Source organism: Pseudomonas sp. OTU5201, from assembly GCF_038440135.1.
Taxonomy (GTDB): Bacteria; Pseudomonadota; Gammaproteobacteria; order Pseudomonadales; family Pseudomonadaceae; genus Metapseudomonas; species Metapseudomonas resinovorans.
The window spans coordinates 1-15,735 of the sequence record NZ_JASATC010000033.1 but is presented as its reverse complement, the minus strand read 5'-3'; the positions used below and the strand labels follow the sequence as shown (position 1 = coordinate 15,735).

Below are 15,735 nucleotides of genomic sequence, written 5' to 3'. Positions count from 1 at the left end.
TCCATGAACGCCATCGCCCCCATCACCCAGCCCAGCCACTGCAGCGACGAAGAGTGGGCCCTGCGCGTCCAGCTCGCCCACTGCTATCACCTGGTGGACTACTTCGGCTGGACCGAAACCATCTTCAACCACATCTCCGCGCGCCTGCCCGGCCCGGCCCACCACTACCTGGTGAACCCCTTCGGCCTCAACTACACCGAGGTCACGCCGGCCAACCTGCTCAAGGTGGACCTGCACGGCCGCAAGCTGGAGGAGTCCCCCTTCGATGCCAACCCCGCCGGCTTCGCCCTGCACAGCGCGGTGCATGGTGCGCGGGACGATATCCATTGCCTCATTCACACGCACACCACGCCCATCTCCGCGATCGTCCAGAAGCAGTCCGGGTTCTCCCACGACAACTTCTACGGCGCCCAGCTCCACGGCCGCATCGGCTACCACGAGTTCGAGGGCATCACCCTGTTCGATGACGAAAAGGTTCGGATGATCAAGAGCCTCGGGGACAAGCACATCCTGGTGCTGCGCAATCACGGTATCGCCGTGGGCGAGAGCAGCATCGCAAACACCTTCTTCCTGCTCTGGACCGTGCAGCGCGCGGCGGAGATCCAGTGTGCAGCCGGCGCCCTCGGCGGCGAGGACCACCCGCTGCCCGTGGCCATCCAGGCGAAATGCACCGACCTCACCGCCATGCTGATCCGCGAAAGCGGCTTCGCCACCAAGTTCTTCGATGCCATGGTGCGCAAGATGCACACCAGTCGCGGCCCAAGCTGGTAAGCAGGAGCTGCGGATGAACACCCAGGACTTCATCGAACCGCCGATCTCGCGACTGGACCCGCACGGTCGCCTGCTCCAGTGCAACGACGCTTACCTGGCGCTGTGCGGCTACCGCCGGGACCAGTTGCTGAACCAGGCCTTCACCCGCATCAACCACCCGGGCATGCCCGAACAGGTGATCGAGCGGATGTGGCGCACCCTGCGCGCCGGCGTGCCCTGGAACGGCCCGCTGATGGGCCAGCACCAGGAGGGCGGCACCTTCTGGAGCGACCTCTACGTGGTGCCGTTGTTCGACGGCGGCCAACTGGTGGCACTCGGCACCGTCTACCACCCCATGGAACGGGAGACCTGCCGACGCGCCGATGCCCTCTACGCCCGACTGCGCCGGGGCTTGAGCGCCGAAGCCCCCTGGCAACGCGGCCTGCGCCTGGCCCGGGAGCACAGCCTGGCGCTGCTGGCCGCCCTCGGCGTCGGCTCGGTCACCGTCGCCGGCGCCCTGTCGTCCCCGGAGGCGCTGGGACTGCTGGCGGGCATCAGTGCCATCACCCTGCAGGCGGCCCACAATCGCCGGCGCGGTACCCGGGGCGGCCTGGCGCGTTATCCACAGGTCTACAGCGACCCGCTGCTGGCTTCGGCCTACAGCAAGCGCGGTGGCATCGACGCCGAACTGGACATGGCCCTGGGCAACCTGCAGCTACGCCTGCGCACGGTAATGGCGCGCATCCACATCAACGGCGACATCCTGCGCAGCCGCGCCGGGGAATCGTCGGCACTGGTCGCCGGCGAAGCCGGACAACTGGAACGCCAACTGGAGGAAACCGAGCAGTCCGCCGCTGCGGTGCAGCAGATGAGCAGCACCATCCAGGAACTGTCGCGCAACCTCCAGGACAGCGCCGAGGCGACCCAGGCCGTCGATCGCCTGGCCTGCGACGGCGACCGGCTGGCAGCCGACAGCCAGGCCTCCATGAAGACCCTGAGCGGCTCGGTGGAAGCCATCGGTGACGCGGTGGGCCAACTCGCCGAGTCCATCGAATCCATCAGCGGCATCGCTGAGGTGATCCAGAGCATCGCCGATCAGACCAACCTGCTCGCCCTGAACGCCGCGATCGAGGCGGCCCGGGCGGGGGAATCGGGCCGGGGCTTCGCCGTGGTGGCCGATGAGGTACGCACCCTCGCCTCCCGGACCCGCGACTCCACCGGGCAGATCCAGCAGTCCATCGAACGCCTGCGCAACGGCAGCGCCGACGCCCTGGCCACCGCCCGGCGCGGCGAGGCGGCGGCTCAGCAATCCAGCCGCGACGTGGCAGAAGTGCGCGAGGCGCTGCGGCGCATCAGCGGCGAGGTCGGACAGATCAGCGGCATGAGCCTGCAGATGGCCAGCGCGGTGGAGGAACAGGGTCAGGTAGCCGAAGAAATCAACCGCCAGATCGCCCGCATCGCCGGCCTCGCCCAGCAGAGCGCCGGCCAGGCGCAACGCAGCACCCAGATCGGCCAGGAGCTGCACCAACTGGCCCACTCCCAACTCGACCTGGCGCAGCGTTTCCTGCAGGGCTGAAGCCGAGGGATGCCCGCGGGAGCATCAGACACCTGGGGAATTGTCGGTACAGGAAAACCGGTGCCGGCATTACCAACTGCTGACTAGAACTTTGCGGCCATGATCTTGCGGACCTGCACCCTGTAATGCCTGCAGCGGCGGCTGAACAAGGGGGGACTTCGCGGCGATCAAAGCCACCTACGACAGCCTGCGGGAACAGCGCTGCATCGCCCTCGGCAACGGCCTCAATGCCTCGGAACTGGTGACCAGATACACAAGCCCTGACGACTACATCGCCTGGGCGGGGGAATACCTTAACGTCAAGGAGTGACGCTGCGGCCTCGTCTGAACGAGCCTCCGGTGAGCCATGTGCATCGAGCGGCGCCACAGCGTCAGGAAGATGAAACGTCACCAAGCCGGAGCGGTTGATAATCCCGCTCGCACTCTTCCGCATCTCTCCGGGGCGGCCCGTAACGCCAATCAGGATCAAGCCGGGCACAGATCACTGTCGACAGCCCACGCGCAACCCCCTATAACTCTTCCCCTGTCAGCCGGAACCTTTGCCCCACGTCGCATGATCACCCCGAAGAAGCGCCTCAACCGTTACAACCCCGCCAGTGACGATTTCAAGAAGGAGGAATTCCCCTTCTACTGGATCGCCCGCGTCTATGGCCGCTACAACATGGCCATGGAAAAGACCCTGAAGAAGATCGACCTGGACATCCCGCGCTGGCGAATCCTCTTCATCCTCAAGGAGAACGGCCAGTCGAGCATCTCGGAGATCTCCGAGCACGCCATCGCCAAGCTCTCCACCGTCACCAAGATCGTCTACCGCATGAAGGAGGACGGCCTGGTGGACACCGCCCCCTGCAGCAACGACGGCCGCGTCACCCAGGTGACCATTACCGAGAAGGGCCGGCACATGGTGGAAGAAATCCAGGTCAACACTGCGCATATCTTCACTAACAGCTTCAAGGACCTCAGCGCAGCCCAGATCGCCAAGCTCAACGGCACGCTGGAGAAGATCTACGCGAATCTGCCGGAGGATTGAGTCTCCAGTGGGGAAATCCCTGTGGGGGCGAATTTGTTCGCCAAGGGGTACGCAGTGCCCCATTGGTCCTTGAAGGGCAGACCTTCGGCCTGCTTGGCGATTGAAATCGCCCCTACAAGGATTCCCTCAGCCCCGCGCGAATGCCGCTGCTTTCGCAATCAGCTCAGCCTCCGGCCGCACGCCGGTGTAGAGCACGAACTGCTCCACCGCTTGCAGCACGATCACTTCGGCGCCGGTGATTACGGGCTTGCCCAACTCTCGGGCCAGTTGGATCAGCGGGGTTTCCACCGGCAGGGCCACCACGTCGAAAATCCAGTCGGCCGCGTGCACCTGCTCGCGGGTGAAGGCCAGGGCCGTGGCTTCGGGGCCGCCTTCCATCCCGAGCGGGGTCACGTTGACCAGCATCTGCGGCTTTTCATCACCCAGTTCCGCCCGCCATTCATAGCCACAGCCTCGGGCCAGCGCAGGGCCGGTGTCCGGGTTGCGGGCAACGATGGTGCCGTGGCGCAAACCACTGTCGCGAAAGGCGCTGGCCACGGCCTTGGCCATGCCGCCACTGCCGCGCAGGGCGAAGTGGATGTCTTTCGGCACGGCGTGGCTCGCCAGCAGGCTGGCCACCGCGCTGTAGTCGGTGTTGTAGCCCTTCAGCCAGCCGTTGTCGGCGACGATGGTGTTCACTGACTGAATGGCTGCGGCCGAGGCGTCCAGCTCATCCAGCAGCGGGATGCAGGCTTCCTTGAACGGCATGGACACCGCCGAGCCGCGAATGCCGAGGGCGCGGATACCGCCGATGGCGGCCGGCAGGTCGCGAGTGGTAAAGGCCTTGTAGACGAAGTCCAGGCCCAGGGCTTGGTAGAGGTAGTTCTGAAAGCGCGTGCCAAAGTTGCCGGGACGGCCGGACAGCGACATGCAGAGTTGGGTGTCCCGGCTGATGGTGCGGGGCATTGGAATCTCCGTTAACCGAATTCGAGCAGGGCACCTGCTGGGATGGTCAGAAAATGTAATCCGTGGTCAGGAAGTTCGATTCGCGGTTGCGGATGACCTCGCTGACCAGTTCCTTGTTGTCCGCCTGGAATTTGGTGGCCACCAAGGTGCGGATCGAGAACACGCGCAGGGCGTCATGTACCGACAGCGTGCCCTCGGCTGAGTTCTTCCGCCCGTTGAAGGGGAAGGTGTCCGGGCCGCGCTGGCACTGGGCGTTGATGTTGATGCGACCCACCTGGTTGGCGAAGGCGTCCACCAGACGACCGACCTGCGCCGAGTCGTTACCGAACAGGCTGAGTTGCTGGCCGTAGTCGGAATGCAGGACGTAGTCGATCACCTCTTCCAGTTCACGGTAAGGCACCACAGGGATCAGCGGGCCGAACTGTTCTTCGTTGTAGAGGCGCATGGCCGGGCTCACCGGGCTCAGCACAGCGGGATAGAAAAAGCTCTGCCGGTGGCTGCCGCCGCCCGGGTTGACCACCTTGGCGCCCTTGGTCACGGCATCCGCCAGCAGAGTGTTGAGGTAATCGACCTTGCCCGGTTCGGGCAGCGGGGTCAGGGCAACGCCGTCTTCCCAGGGCATGCCCGGCTTGAGCGCGGCCAGCTTGGCGCAGAACTTGTCGAGGAAGGGTTCGAGCACATCCTCGTGGACGAAGAGGATTTTCAGCGCCGTGCAGCGTTGGCCATTGAACGACAGCGCACCGGTTATGGCTTCGCTGACGGCGTTGTCCAGGTCCACCTTGGGTAACACGATGCCGGGGTTCTTCGCATCCAGGCCCAGGGCCGCGCGCAGACGGTGGGGGCGCGGGTGAAGTCTCTTCAGGTCGGCGGCGCCAGAGTGGGTGCCAATGAAGGCGAACACGTCGACCTTGCCGCTGGCCATGATGGCGCTGACGGTTTCCCGGCCACGGCCGTAGATGATGTTGATGACGCCGGCCGGGAAGCTGTCGCGGAAGGCCTCCAGCAGCGGGCGGATCAGCAGCACACCGAACTTGGCCGGCTTGAACACCACGGTGTTACCCATGATCAGTGCCGGGATCAGCGTGGTGAAGGTCTCGTTCAGCGGGTAGTTGTAGGGGCCCATGCACAGCGCCACGCCCAGGGGCACGCGACGGATCTGGCCAAGCGTGCCCTGCTCCAGTTCGAAGCGGCTGGAGCGGCGGTCGAGCTCCTTGAGCGCCTCGATGGTGTCGACGATGTAGTCGCAGGTGCGGTCGAACTCCTTCTCGGAATCCTTGAGGTTCTTGCCGATCTCCCACATCAGCAACTTGACCACCGCGTCGCGCTGCTCACGCATGCGGGCGAGGAACTTCTCCACATGCTGGATGCGCTCGGCCACGCGCATCGTCGGCCACAGCCCCTGACCATGGTCATAGGCGTCAACGGCGGCCTCCAGGGCTGCCAGCGCGGCGTCGGCGTCCAGCAGCGGCGTGCTGCCCAGCACCACCTGTTCATCACCCTTTTCGGTGGCCAGGAAGATCGGGCTGCGCACAGCGGCCAGGGGGCCATCCCAACGAATCAGCTCGCCGTTGACGAGGTATTCGCGCTGTTCGATCGGCGCACCGGGGCGGTAGCGCTCGGGAATCTGGTCGGCAGTGGGGAACAGGGCTTCGAGCTTGTTGTTGTGGGTCATTGCACTTTCCTCTGGATCGGAACCACTGGAAGTCGGTTTTAACGCGGTTTTTTGATTAGGTAAATCGTTTCAGCAAACCGTTTGGCGGAATCCGTTCCCAGATGGGAATCGGGTTCGACGGGGGTTACGGAGCTACCGGGGTGAAGAACCCTGTAGGGGCGATTTCAATCGCCAAGCAGGCCGAAGGTCTGCCCTGCAAAGCCCATGGGGGCACTGCGTGCCCCTTGGCGAATGAATTCGCCCCTACAAAAAAACTTCGCCCCCAAGAAAGCCTGAGCGGGCCTCAGTGCAACAACTCCAACGCCGCGGCCGTGGCTTCCTGGATGCGCAGCCAGTCGCCATTGCGTATCCAGTCCTTGTCCATCATCCAGGTGCCGCCCACGCACATCACATTGGGCAGGGCCATGTAGTCGTGCAGGTTGTCGGGGTTGACCCCGCCAGTTGGGCAGAAGCGGATGCCGGGGAAGGGTCCGCCGAAGGCTTTCAGGGCTTTCACGCCGCCGCAGATTTCCGCCGGGAACAGCTTGAAGCGACGATAACCGAGGGCGTAGCCGAGCATGATTTCTGACGCGCTACTGATGCCAGGCAGCAGCGGCAGCGGGCTGTAGACGCCGGCACGCAACAGCTCGGCGGTGCAGCCGGGCGTGACGATGAACTGCGAGCCAGCGGCCTCGGCTTCGGCCAGCATCCATTCATCCAGCACGGTGCCGGCACCGACACAGAGTTCCGGGCGCTGTTCGCGCAGGGTGCGGATGGCGGAGAGGCCATGCTCGGAGCGTAGGGTCACTTCCAGGGTGCGCAGGCCTCCGGCGGCCAGGGCATCGGCCAGGGGCAGGACGTCCTGCTCGCGCTCAATGGTGATCACCGGGAGGATGCGCGCCGCACCGCAGAGGATATCGATCAGGGCCGCCTTGTCGGCCATGCTCGGCACGGCTTCGCGACTGGCGGCCCGATGGGTGGGGAGACTGGTCATAGGCGTTCCTTCGGGCTCAGGGGCACCAGTGGATTTCCAGGGGACGGCGGAGAAAGGCGCGAATCGGCATGGCCGCCACGTCATCACCCGCCAGCGCGTCGGCCAGGGTGGCCAGCTTGGCCTGGCCTTGTACGGCCAGCAGGGTCAGGTGTGCGCTGGCCAGCAACGGCAGCGTCAGGGTCAGGCGCTGGCGCGGTACGCTGGGCGCCTGCATCGGCAAGCAGCGTTGTGCGCAGTCGGCATTCAGCGCCTGATCCAGATTCGGGCTGGACGGGAACAGCGAGGCGGTGTGGCCGTCCTCGCCCATGCCCAGCACCAGCACGTCGATAGCGCCCAGCCGGGCCAGGGCCGCGTCGGCGAGGCGGGCAGACTCTTCCAGACTCGGCGCACTGTGATAGAGGCCGACGAAGCGTGCGTTGGAGGCCACGCCCTGCAGCAAATGGCGGCGTACGAGACCTTCGTTGCTGTCGGGGTGGCTGACCGGCACGAAGCGCTCGTCGGCCAAGCTGACAGTCACCTTCGACCAGTCCAGCGCCTGCGCGCAGAGCCGCTCGAAGAAAGCTACCGGGCTGCGCCCACCGGATACCACCAGCACGGCCGAGCCGCGGGTTTCGATGGCCGCGCGCAGGGCGTTGGCCACGGTGATGGCCAGTTCACCAGCCAGTTGTTCAGGGCTGCCGAGGCTGAGCCCGGTGACCTGCTTCGGCAGGTCGAGATTACAGATCGCCATACCAGCTCCTGCCATCACGGGTGATCAATGCGATGGAGGCCACCGGCCCCCAGGTTCCCGCCGCGTAGGGCTTGGGTGCGTCGCCCTGCTGGCGCCATCCGGCGATCAGCTGGTCGCACCACTTCCAGGCGTACTCGATTTCATCCTTGCGCACGAAGAGGTTCTGGTTGCCCTTCATCACTTCCAGCAGCAACCGCTCGTAGGCATCTGGAATCCGCGCGCTGCGGTAGGTGTTGGAGAAACTCAGCTGCAGCGGGTCGCTGCGCAGCTGCATGCCCTTGTCCAAGCCCTGGTCCTTGGTCATCACCTGCAGGGAAATGCCTTCGTCCGGCTGCAGGCGGATGATCAGGCGGTTGCTGATCAGCGGCCGCTGCTCGGGGGCGAAGATGTAGTGCGGCGGCTCTTTGAAGTGTATGACGATCTGCGAAAGCTTCTGCGGCATGCGCTTGCCGGTACGCAAGTAGAAGGGCACGCCGGACCAGCGCCAGTTGCGGATTTCGGCGCGCAGGGCAACGAAGGTCTCGGTGTCGCTGTGGGTGTTGGCGTTGTCTTCTTCGAGGTAGCCGGGCACCGTCTTGCCGAGGATGTTGCCGGTCACGTACTGGCCGCGTACCACTTGCTGGCCAAGCTGCTCCTGGGCGATGGGCGCCAGGGCTTTCAGCACCTTCACCTTCTCGTCGCGGATGCTGTCGGCGGAGAGGTCGCTGGGCGGGTCCATGGCGATCAGGCAGAGCAGTTGCAGCAGGTGGTTCTGGATCATGTCGCGCAGCTGGCCGGCCTGGTCGAAGTAGCCCCAGCGACCTTCGATGCCCACTTGCTCGGCCACGGTGATTTCCACGTGGGAGATGTGGTGCTGGTTCCACTGGGTCTCGAACAGGCTATTGGCAAAACGCAGGGCAATCAGGTTCTGCACCGTCTCCTTGCCCAGGTAATGGTCGATCCGGTAGGTGCGGTTTTCCGGGAAGTGCGCCGCCACGGCGTCATTCACTGCACGGGAGGACTCCAGGTCATGGCCGATGGGCTTCTCCAGCACGACGCGGGTGCGCTCGGCCAGTCCCGTGGCGGCCAGGCCCGCGCAGATGGCGCCGTACACGGCGGCCGGCGTAGCGAAGTAGGCGATCAGCCGGGCAACCGGCCCCAGCTTGTCGGCCAGGGCCGGATAGGCGCTGGCGTCGAGGAAGTCCATGGTCAGGTAATCGAGCCGCGCCAGGAAGCGCTGTACCGCGCCCTCCTCCACTTCAGTAGCCGACACGTAGCGGCGCAGGTGATCGCCGATGGCGGTGATATGCGAGGCGGGTTCGCCGTTCTCGCGGCCCAGGGCGAGGATGCGCGTGTCGGCCGGCAGCAAGCTGGCGCGGTCCAGTTGATAGAGCGCGGGAAACAGTTTGCGCAGGGCCAGATCACCCAGGCCGCCGAAGAGGACCAGGGTGCAGGGTTCGACAGGTTGCGAGGTCATGGTATTTGTTCTTCTATCAAACATAAGCGTATGAATACACCCAGTTAAGCGTTACATCAAGACAAAATGTAGTAATAAAACTACATTTTCCGACATACGAGATTGCGGTGGCTCAGCCTGGATGCGCTCAGTACGATAAGCCACCGATTGCAGGCCCCTTCCCAGGAATCCCAATGGACCGCGTGCACAACCTGCTGGAACAGATCCAGAACCGCCTCGACGAACTCAACAAGGCCGAGCGCAAGGTCGCCGAAGTCATCCTGCGCGACCCGCAGCAGGCCACGCGCTACAGCATTGCCGCGCTGGCCCAGGCCGCGCAGGTCAGCGAGCCGACGGTGAACCGCTTCTGCCGCTCCTTCGGCGTCAACGGCTACCCCGAACTCAAGATGCAACTGGCCCAGAGCCTGGCCAGCGGTGCCGCTTACGTGAGCCAGGCGGTGTCCGCCGACGACGGCCCCGAGGCCTACACGCGGAAGATCTTCGGCAGTGCCATCGCCTCCCTGGATAGCGCCCTGCAGAGCCTCGACCCGCAACTGATCAGCCGCGCGGTGGACCTGATGATCCAGGCCCGGCAGATCCACTTCTTCGGCCTGGGTGCCTCGGCCTCGGTGGCCCTGGACGCCCAGCACAAGTTCTTCCGCTTCAACCTCGCGGTGTCGGCCCATTCCGACGTGTTGATGCAACGGATGCTGGCTTCGGTGGCACATACCGGCGACCTCTTCGTGATCATTTCCTACACCGGCCGCACCCGTGAGCTGGTGGAAGCGGCACGCCTGGCACGGCAGAACGGCGCATCGGTACTCGGCCTCACAGCAGCCAACTCGCCGCTGGCCAAGGCCAGTACCCTGAGCCTGGACATTCCCCTGCCGGAAGACACCGACATCTACATGCCGATGACCTCGCGCATCATCCAGCTCACTGTGCTCGATGTGCTCGCCACCGGCATGACCCTGCGCCGCGGCGTCGACTTCCAGCCGCATCTGCGCAAGATCAAGGAGAGCCTGAACGCCAGCCGCTATCCGGCGGATGAGGAGCCGTCCTGAGGCAACCCTCACCCCCGCCCCCTCTCCCAGAGGGGGGAGACAAGCGGCCCGCGCAGGCTTCAATCACAGCACGGACAGCTCCCTCTCCCGCTTGCGGGAGAGGGCTGGGGTGAGGGCAACGGAGCCCAGCCCCGCACATCATCCAACCCACGCCTTCAAACCCAATCGCGCTTCCTTCCCTGCCACCAGTTGCACGCTGTCCTCGCCGCAGGCCGCGCCCTGCACGGAAAGAAAGCCCAATCCTTCGGCCCAGCTCACTTCGGAAAGCGGCCGGCTGCCGGGATGCCAGACTACGGTGTTCGGATTCGTCACGCCCTCGATGCACAGGCGCCGCTGCCAACCGGCATCCTGGATCTTCACGCGGCCGCCCTGCTGGAACACCCGGTGGCAGCCATCGATCACCCGTAGCTCACCGTCCTGCCGGCACGCCTCGCGGTTCAGCAGGTCGCGACCTTCGGCGCCGTCCAGCCCCAGCAACCCGACCCGCGCCACATCGCTGACTCGCCAATAGGCGTGCAGGGCGTGGCTGAGCACGCAGGGCTCGCTGTCACGGTGTCGGGTGACCAATTGCAGGCTCATACGCTCGCCCAACTCGGCCACCAGCTCCACCTGCCAGTCGTGCAGGTCGAGACGCCAGTTCAGGCGTACGCCGTCGGTGTCGGCCTCCTTGTGGATAAGTCGCCAATCCGACAGCCTCGCCCAACCGTGGTGCGGCCAGCCACCTTCCATGGGGTGACGACCGAACCACGGCCAGCAGACCGGCACGCCACCACGAATGGCACCGATGCGCGGCCAACGCGCCGCACACCAGAGCAACGGACGTTCGCCGGATGGCTGGAAGTGCAGCAACTGGCCGCCCTGGCGGCTGAACACCGCCGAACAGCGCGGGTGCTCCACCAGCAGCAGCTCGCGCCCCTGATGCTCGGCCCAGCGAAACGGTTGCCCATTCGCCGGACGCAACAGGCCGGCAAGGGGATGGTCAGCCCCCTCCCCCGCCTTCACCAGGCACGGCCCGCGACGGCGGATTTCACCGGCGGCCATCGTCGTTCCCGGTCATTTCCACCAGTACTCCAGTTGCACACCGAAGTTGGAGCCGTGCAGCGCATCGCCGAAGGCGCCGGTATCCGACAGCGCCGAGCCCGCTGCCAGTTCGCTGGCCGCGCGCTGGGCGGCTTCGTTCCAGCTGGCGTAGGTGTAGTAGAGGCGGATTTCCGGACGCTCCCAAAAACCAGGACCGGCCGGCGACCAGGTGGGCGCGACGGTGAACTTGGTCAGCTTGCGGGTGCCGCCCGGGGCTTCAACCTGATCGCGGCCCAGTTCGGTGACCAGCTTGAACTGCTCGGTGATCGCATAGCTCGGACGCACGCCGATGGACAACCAGTTCTGGTCGTCGCCATCGGGGCGCTTGTCCTTCTGGTAGATCACCTCGAACTGGCCACCGAAGCGCGGGGTCACCTGCCAGTCGAAGAACTCCACCACGCGCCAGCTCTGGTTGGCGTTGTCCAGGGTCGGATCGCCGGTGTAGCCCAGGGCAGTACCCGGACCACGCCCGTATTGCAGGGCGAAAGTGTTCACCCCGCCGAGGAATTCCTTCTGCTTGTGCTGCGCCGCCACCGACCAGCCGCTGTGGGCGTCCGTGCTGTCGGGCTTGGAGAGGTAGCTGACGCCCAGCTCCACTTCGCCGCCAGCGTTGGTCTGGAAGCCCGCGACGTTGAAGTCATGACGGTTGATGTAAGGGTCCTGGTCGTAGTTGTCCTTGCGCGAGAACACATAGCTGTACCTGAGGTCGCCGATGGCCACTTCGTCGAAGCCGAAGCCGGTCGCGCTCTGGTTCCAGTAGTAGAAGTCGGAGATGTGGATGTCGTTGCGCTTGTAGAAACGGCGCCCCGCCCAGAAGGAGCCGCCGCCCAGCACCGGCATGTTGCTCCACTCGGTGTACATCTGGTTCATCCGTGCGAAGCCGTGGTCGCCGGTGAACTCGGGTGTATGGCCATATTCGTTGTAGAGCTGCGCCATGCCTTCGACGCTGACCACCGAACCGTCATCGAGCTTGAGCAGGTCCTGGCGCAGGTCCAGTTCGATGTACTGCTCGCATTCGTTCCCCAGACGGTACTTCGATTGCGCCCCCGGCAGCTGGAAGCAGGATTGTGTGCCGCCCTCGCTGGAACCGCCGGCGCCGCTGCGCATGTAGCCAGTGAATTCCACCGCCTGCGCCACACCGGAAACCGCGAAAAGCGCGCAGGGCAGTACCCACAAACCTTTGATCGTCGTGCTCATGTCCACTCCAGATTTTTATTGTTGTACGTCGTTGGATCGTCTTTCCCGGTAGCCCGGATGCAATCCGGGAAGGCCGTCCCAGCCAATCCCCGGATTTCATCCGGGCTACGGTTCAACGCCCCTTGAGCTGCGCCACCTTGGCGCGCTCAGGGCTGCGGACCTTTCCCGGCGCGCACAGCCGCTCGCCACTCTGCGCGTCGAACAGCAGCACCTTGTCGGGCGCGAACTGCAGGTCGAGGGTGTCGCCCACTCCCACCGGCGCATCGGGGGCCAGGCGGCAGCAGGCCTTGGTCTGGTTGATCTCGACGAAAGCCAGCAGGTCCGGCCCGGTGGGCTCCAGGACCTGCACTTCGGCACGAATGGCGGGCAGGTCGCTGGCGCCGACCAGGATCTGCTCCGGGCGGATGCCGAGGATCAGTTCGCGTCCTTCCAGCTCGCCATCGGCGTCGCCCAGGGGCAGTTCGCAGTGGCCGTCGGCGCTATCCAGCAGACCGACCAGGCGGCCGTCGCGACGCTGCAGGCGCAGGGGGATGAAGTTCATCGGCGGCGAGCCCATGAAGCCGGCGACGAAGAGGTTGGCCGGGTCGTTGTAGATCTCTCGCGGGGTGCCGAACTGCTGGATGATGCCGTCCTTCATCACCGCCACCTTGTCGCCCAGCGTCATGGCCTCGATCTGGTCATGGGTGACATAGACGGTGGTGGTCTTCAGCCGCTGGTGCATCAGCTTGATCTCGGTGCGCATCTCCACCCGCAGCTTGGCGTCGAGGTTCGACAGCGGCTCGTCGAACAGGTAGATCTTCGGCCGCCGCGCCAGCGCCCGACCCATGGCCACGCGCTGCTGCTGGCCACCGGAGAGCTGACCCGGCTTGCGATGCAGCAGGTGCTCGATCTGCAGCAGCTTGGCCACGCGCGAAACCTCGGCGTCGATATCGGCCTCCGGCATCTTGCGGATCTTCAGGCCGAAGGCGATGTTCTCGCGCACGTTCATGGTCGGGTACAGGGCGTAGGACTGAAACACCATGGCGATGTCCCGATCCTTGGGGCTCATGCCGCTGATGTCCTGGCCATCGACCATGATTGCGCCACCGCTGATGCTCTCCAGCCCGGCGATGCAGTTCATCAGGGTGGATTTGCCGCAGCCCGAGGGACCGACGAGGATCAGGAACTCGCCGGAGTCGATGGACAGCTCGATGTTCTTCAGGGTGTCCGCCAGGCCGCTGCCGTAGGACTTGTTGACGTTGCGCAGTTCGAGGGTTGCCATGTCACTCTCCACTTTTTGAAAGCGTCGCGAGCGAAGGTCAGGCAAGGCGGAATCAGGCGAGGAAGCGGAGTTTAGGCCGCCAAATGAGCGTTCCGAGCCTGATTCCAACGCAGCATGACCGAGCGCAGCAGCTTTCAACCTTTGACGGCGCCGGCAGTGAGCCCGCGCAGGAAGTATTTGCCGGCCAGCACGTAGACCAGCAGGGTGGGCAGGCCGGCGATCATCGCGGCGGCCATGTCGACGTTGTATTCCTTAGCTCCGGTGCTGGTGTTCACCAGGTTGTTCAGGGCCACGGTGATGGGTTGGGTATCACCGCTGGCGAACACCACGCCGAAGAGGAAGTCGTTCCAGATCTGGGTGAACTGCCAGATCAGGCAGACCATGATGGTCGGCACCGACATGGGCAGCAGGATGCGCCCGAAGATGGTGAAGAACCCCGCCCCGTCGAGCCGTGCCGCGCTCACCAGGGCGTTCGGGATGCTCACGTAGAAGTTGCGGAAGAACAGCGTGGTGAAGGCCAGGCCGTAGACCACATGCACCAGCACCAGGCCACCGGTGGTGTTGGCCAGGCCGAACTGGCCGAGGGTGAAGGACGCCGGCAGCAGCACCACCTGGAACGGCAGGAAGCAGCCGAACAGCAGCAGTCCGAAGAACAGCTGCGATCCGCGGAAACGCCACATGGACAGCACGTAGCCATTCAGCGCGCCGAGCAGGGTGGAGATGATCACTGCCGGCACGGTGATCTTCACCGAGTTCCAGAAGTAACCGCCAACGCTGGCCCAGGCCTTGGCCCAGCCCACCAGGGTGAACACGTCGGGCAGCGACAGCAGGTTGCCGGTGCGGATATCGTCCGGCGTCTTGAAGCTGGTCAGCAGCATCACCACCAGCGGCACCAGGTAGACGGCACAGGCAACGAACAGCGTGGCGTGGATGGCCAGGCGGCTGAAACTGAAGGTGGGTTTTCCGGCCAGGCTAGTCATGGCGCTTGTTCCTCAGTTCGGAGTACAGGTAGGGCACCAGGATCGCCAGCACCGCGCCGAGCATGAGCATCGCGCTGGCGGCGCCGAGGCCCATCTGGCCGCGGGTGAAGGTGTGGGCGTACATGAACATCGCCGGCAGGTCGGAGGCGTAGCCGGGGCCGCCGGCGGTCATCGCCGCCACCAGGTCGAAGCTTTTGATGGCGATGTGAGCGAGGATCATCAGCGCACTGAAGAACACCGGACGCAGGCTCGGCAGGACGATGCGCAGGTAGATGGTCGGCAGGCTCGCCCCATCCACCTGGGCGGCGCGGATGATCGACTGATCCACCCCGCGCAGGCCGGCGAGGAACAGCGCCATGACGAAGCCCGAGGACTGCCACACGGCGGCGATCACCAGGCAATAGACGACCCGGTCCGGGTCCACCAACCAGTCCAGGCGAAAGCCCTCCCAGCCCCAGTCGCGCAGCAGCTTGTCCAGGCCGAGGCCGGGGTTGAGCAACCACTTCCAGGCGGTCCCGGTAACGATCATCGACAGCGCCATGGGGTAGAGGTAGACGGTGCGGATGAAGCCTTCGCGGCGGATGCGCTGGTCCAGCAGTACCGCCAGGAACACGCCGATCACCAGGCTGATGACGATGAACATCCCGCCGTAGACCAGCAGGTTCTGGCTGGCGACCCACCAGCGGTCGTTGTCCAGCAGGCGCTCGTACTGCTGCAGCCCGACGAACTTGTAGCTGGGCATGAAGCGCGAGTTGGTGAAGGACAGCAGGAAGGTCCAGAGGATGTAGCCGTAAAAGCCGACCAGCACGATCAGCACGCTGGGCGCCAGCACCAGCCTGGGTAGCCAGCGTTGCAGTGCGTCCAGCGGCGAGGCCTTGGCGAAGACTGCGGTTGAAGACATGGATAACTCCGTAATTGCAGGTTGCGCGGACAGCCCCCTCTCCCTCTGGGAGAGGGTTGGGGTGAGGGAAACCACAAGCGGGCGCCAGACCGGGGGGGGGGGGGGGGGGGGGGGGGGGGGGGGGGGGGGGGGGGGGGGGGG

At 65.1% G+C, this 15,735-nt stretch carries 14 protein-coding genes and 1 pseudogene; 5 read left to right on the top strand and 10 right to left on the bottom strand.

From position 1 onward, the window contains the following. Positions 1–3 precede the first annotated feature (3 nt). From AAHM40_RS19480 to AAHM40_RS19465, 4 genes and pseudogenes are all read left to right on the top strand, one after another. Positions 4–771: a class II aldolase/adducin family protein gene (locus tag AAHM40_RS19480; RefSeq protein ID WP_342246101.1), complete on the top strand. Its 768-nt coding sequence runs from the start codon at positions 4–6 to the stop codon at positions 769–771. 13 nt (positions 772–784) lie between these two features. Beyond that, complete coding sequence (locus AAHM40_RS19475) at positions 785–2,326, top strand: methyl-accepting chemotaxis protein (RefSeq protein ID WP_342246100.1); 1,542 nt, start codon at positions 785–787, stop codon at positions 2,324–2,326. A 157-nt stretch (positions 2,327–2,483) separates the two neighbouring features. Beyond that, a pseudogene (locus AAHM40_RS19470) lies at positions 2,484–2,636 on the top strand (isocitrate lyase/PEP mutase family protein); the annotation flags it as partial. Positions 2,637–2,879: 243 nt separating this feature from the next. Continuing rightward, positions 2,880–3,356, top strand: coding sequence for a MarR family winged helix-turn-helix transcriptional regulator (locus AAHM40_RS19465; protein ID WP_137822911.1), 477 nt, complete (start codon positions 2,880–2,882; stop codon positions 3,354–3,356). A 126-nt stretch (positions 3,357–3,482) separates the two neighbouring features. Here the strand turns inward: AAHM40_RS19465 and AAHM40_RS19460 are convergent, their stop codons facing one another. The 5 genes from AAHM40_RS19460 to zwf all read right to left on the bottom strand — a co-directional run bounded on the left by AAHM40_RS19460 (position 3,483) and on the right by zwf (position 9,132). Then, positions 3,483–4,301: a shikimate 5-dehydrogenase gene (locus AAHM40_RS19460; protein WP_342246099.1), complete on the bottom strand. Its 819-nt coding sequence runs from the start codon at positions 4,299–4,301 to the stop codon at positions 3,483–3,485. A 46-nt stretch (positions 4,302–4,347) separates the two neighbouring features. After that, entirely contained in the window at positions 4,348–5,973 is a 1,626-nt protein-coding gene (locus AAHM40_RS19455; protein WP_342246098.1) for an NADP-dependent glyceraldehyde-3-phosphate dehydrogenase, read from the bottom strand. 283 nt (positions 5,974–6,256) lie between these two features. Then, the gene (locus AAHM40_RS19450) at positions 6,257–6,946 is read right to left on the bottom strand and encodes a bifunctional 4-hydroxy-2-oxoglutarate aldolase/2-dehydro-3-deoxy-phosphogluconate aldolase (RefSeq protein WP_342246097.1); all 690 of its coding nucleotides are present in this window, start codon (positions 6,944–6,946) and stop codon (positions 6,257–6,259) included. A gap of 16 nt (positions 6,947–6,962) precedes the next feature. Then, positions 6,963–7,676, bottom strand: a complete 714-nt coding sequence (gene pgl / locus AAHM40_RS19445) for a 6-phosphogluconolactonase (RefSeq protein WP_342246096.1) — start codon at positions 7,674–7,676, stop codon at positions 6,963–6,965. Then, positions 7,663–9,132: a glucose-6-phosphate dehydrogenase gene (gene zwf / locus AAHM40_RS19440; RefSeq protein WP_342246095.1), complete on the bottom strand. Its 1,470-nt coding sequence runs from the start codon at positions 9,130–9,132 to the stop codon at positions 7,663–7,665. The genes pgl and zwf overlap by 14 nt, the downstream gene beginning before the upstream one ends. Positions 9,133–9,314: 182 nt before the next feature. On the opposite strand from zwf, the gene AAHM40_RS19435 reads away from it, so the two are divergent. Then, positions 9,315–10,175 (top strand): MurR/RpiR family transcriptional regulator, encoded by an 861-nt coding sequence (locus AAHM40_RS19435; protein WP_171016547.1) that lies wholly within the window; start codon positions 9,315–9,317, stop codon positions 10,173–10,175. Between the two features lie 138 nt (positions 10,176–10,313). On the opposite strand, the gene AAHM40_RS19430 is transcribed toward AAHM40_RS19435, so the two are convergent. The 5 genes from AAHM40_RS19430 to AAHM40_RS19410 form a co-directional block, all read right to left on the bottom strand. Continuing rightward, positions 10,314–11,216, bottom strand: a complete 903-nt coding sequence (locus AAHM40_RS19430; protein WP_342246094.1) for a D-hexose-6-phosphate mutarotase — start codon at positions 11,214–11,216, stop codon at positions 10,314–10,316. Between the two features lie 12 nt (positions 11,217–11,228). Then, positions 11,229–12,452, bottom strand: coding sequence for a carbohydrate porin (locus AAHM40_RS19425; protein ID WP_446731596.1), 1,224 nt, complete (start codon positions 12,450–12,452; stop codon positions 11,229–11,231). A 112-nt stretch (positions 12,453–12,564) separates the two neighbouring features. Then, the gene (locus AAHM40_RS19420) at positions 12,565–13,713 is read right to left on the bottom strand and encodes an ABC transporter ATP-binding protein (protein WP_342246093.1); all 1,149 of its coding nucleotides are present in this window, start codon (positions 13,711–13,713) and stop codon (positions 12,565–12,567) included. 134 nt (positions 13,714–13,847) lie between these two features. Next, the gene (locus tag AAHM40_RS19415) at positions 13,848–14,693 is read right to left on the bottom strand and encodes a carbohydrate ABC transporter permease (RefSeq protein ID WP_342246092.1); all 846 of its coding nucleotides are present in this window, start codon (positions 14,691–14,693) and stop codon (positions 13,848–13,850) included. Beyond that, on the bottom strand, positions 14,686–15,594 hold the full coding sequence (locus tag AAHM40_RS19410; protein WP_342246091.1) for a carbohydrate ABC transporter permease: 909 nt from the start codon (positions 15,592–15,594) through the stop codon (positions 14,686–14,688). Before AAHM40_RS19410 ends, AAHM40_RS19415 begins: the two co-directional genes overlap by 8 nt. Positions 15,595–15,735 lie beyond the last annotated feature (141 nt).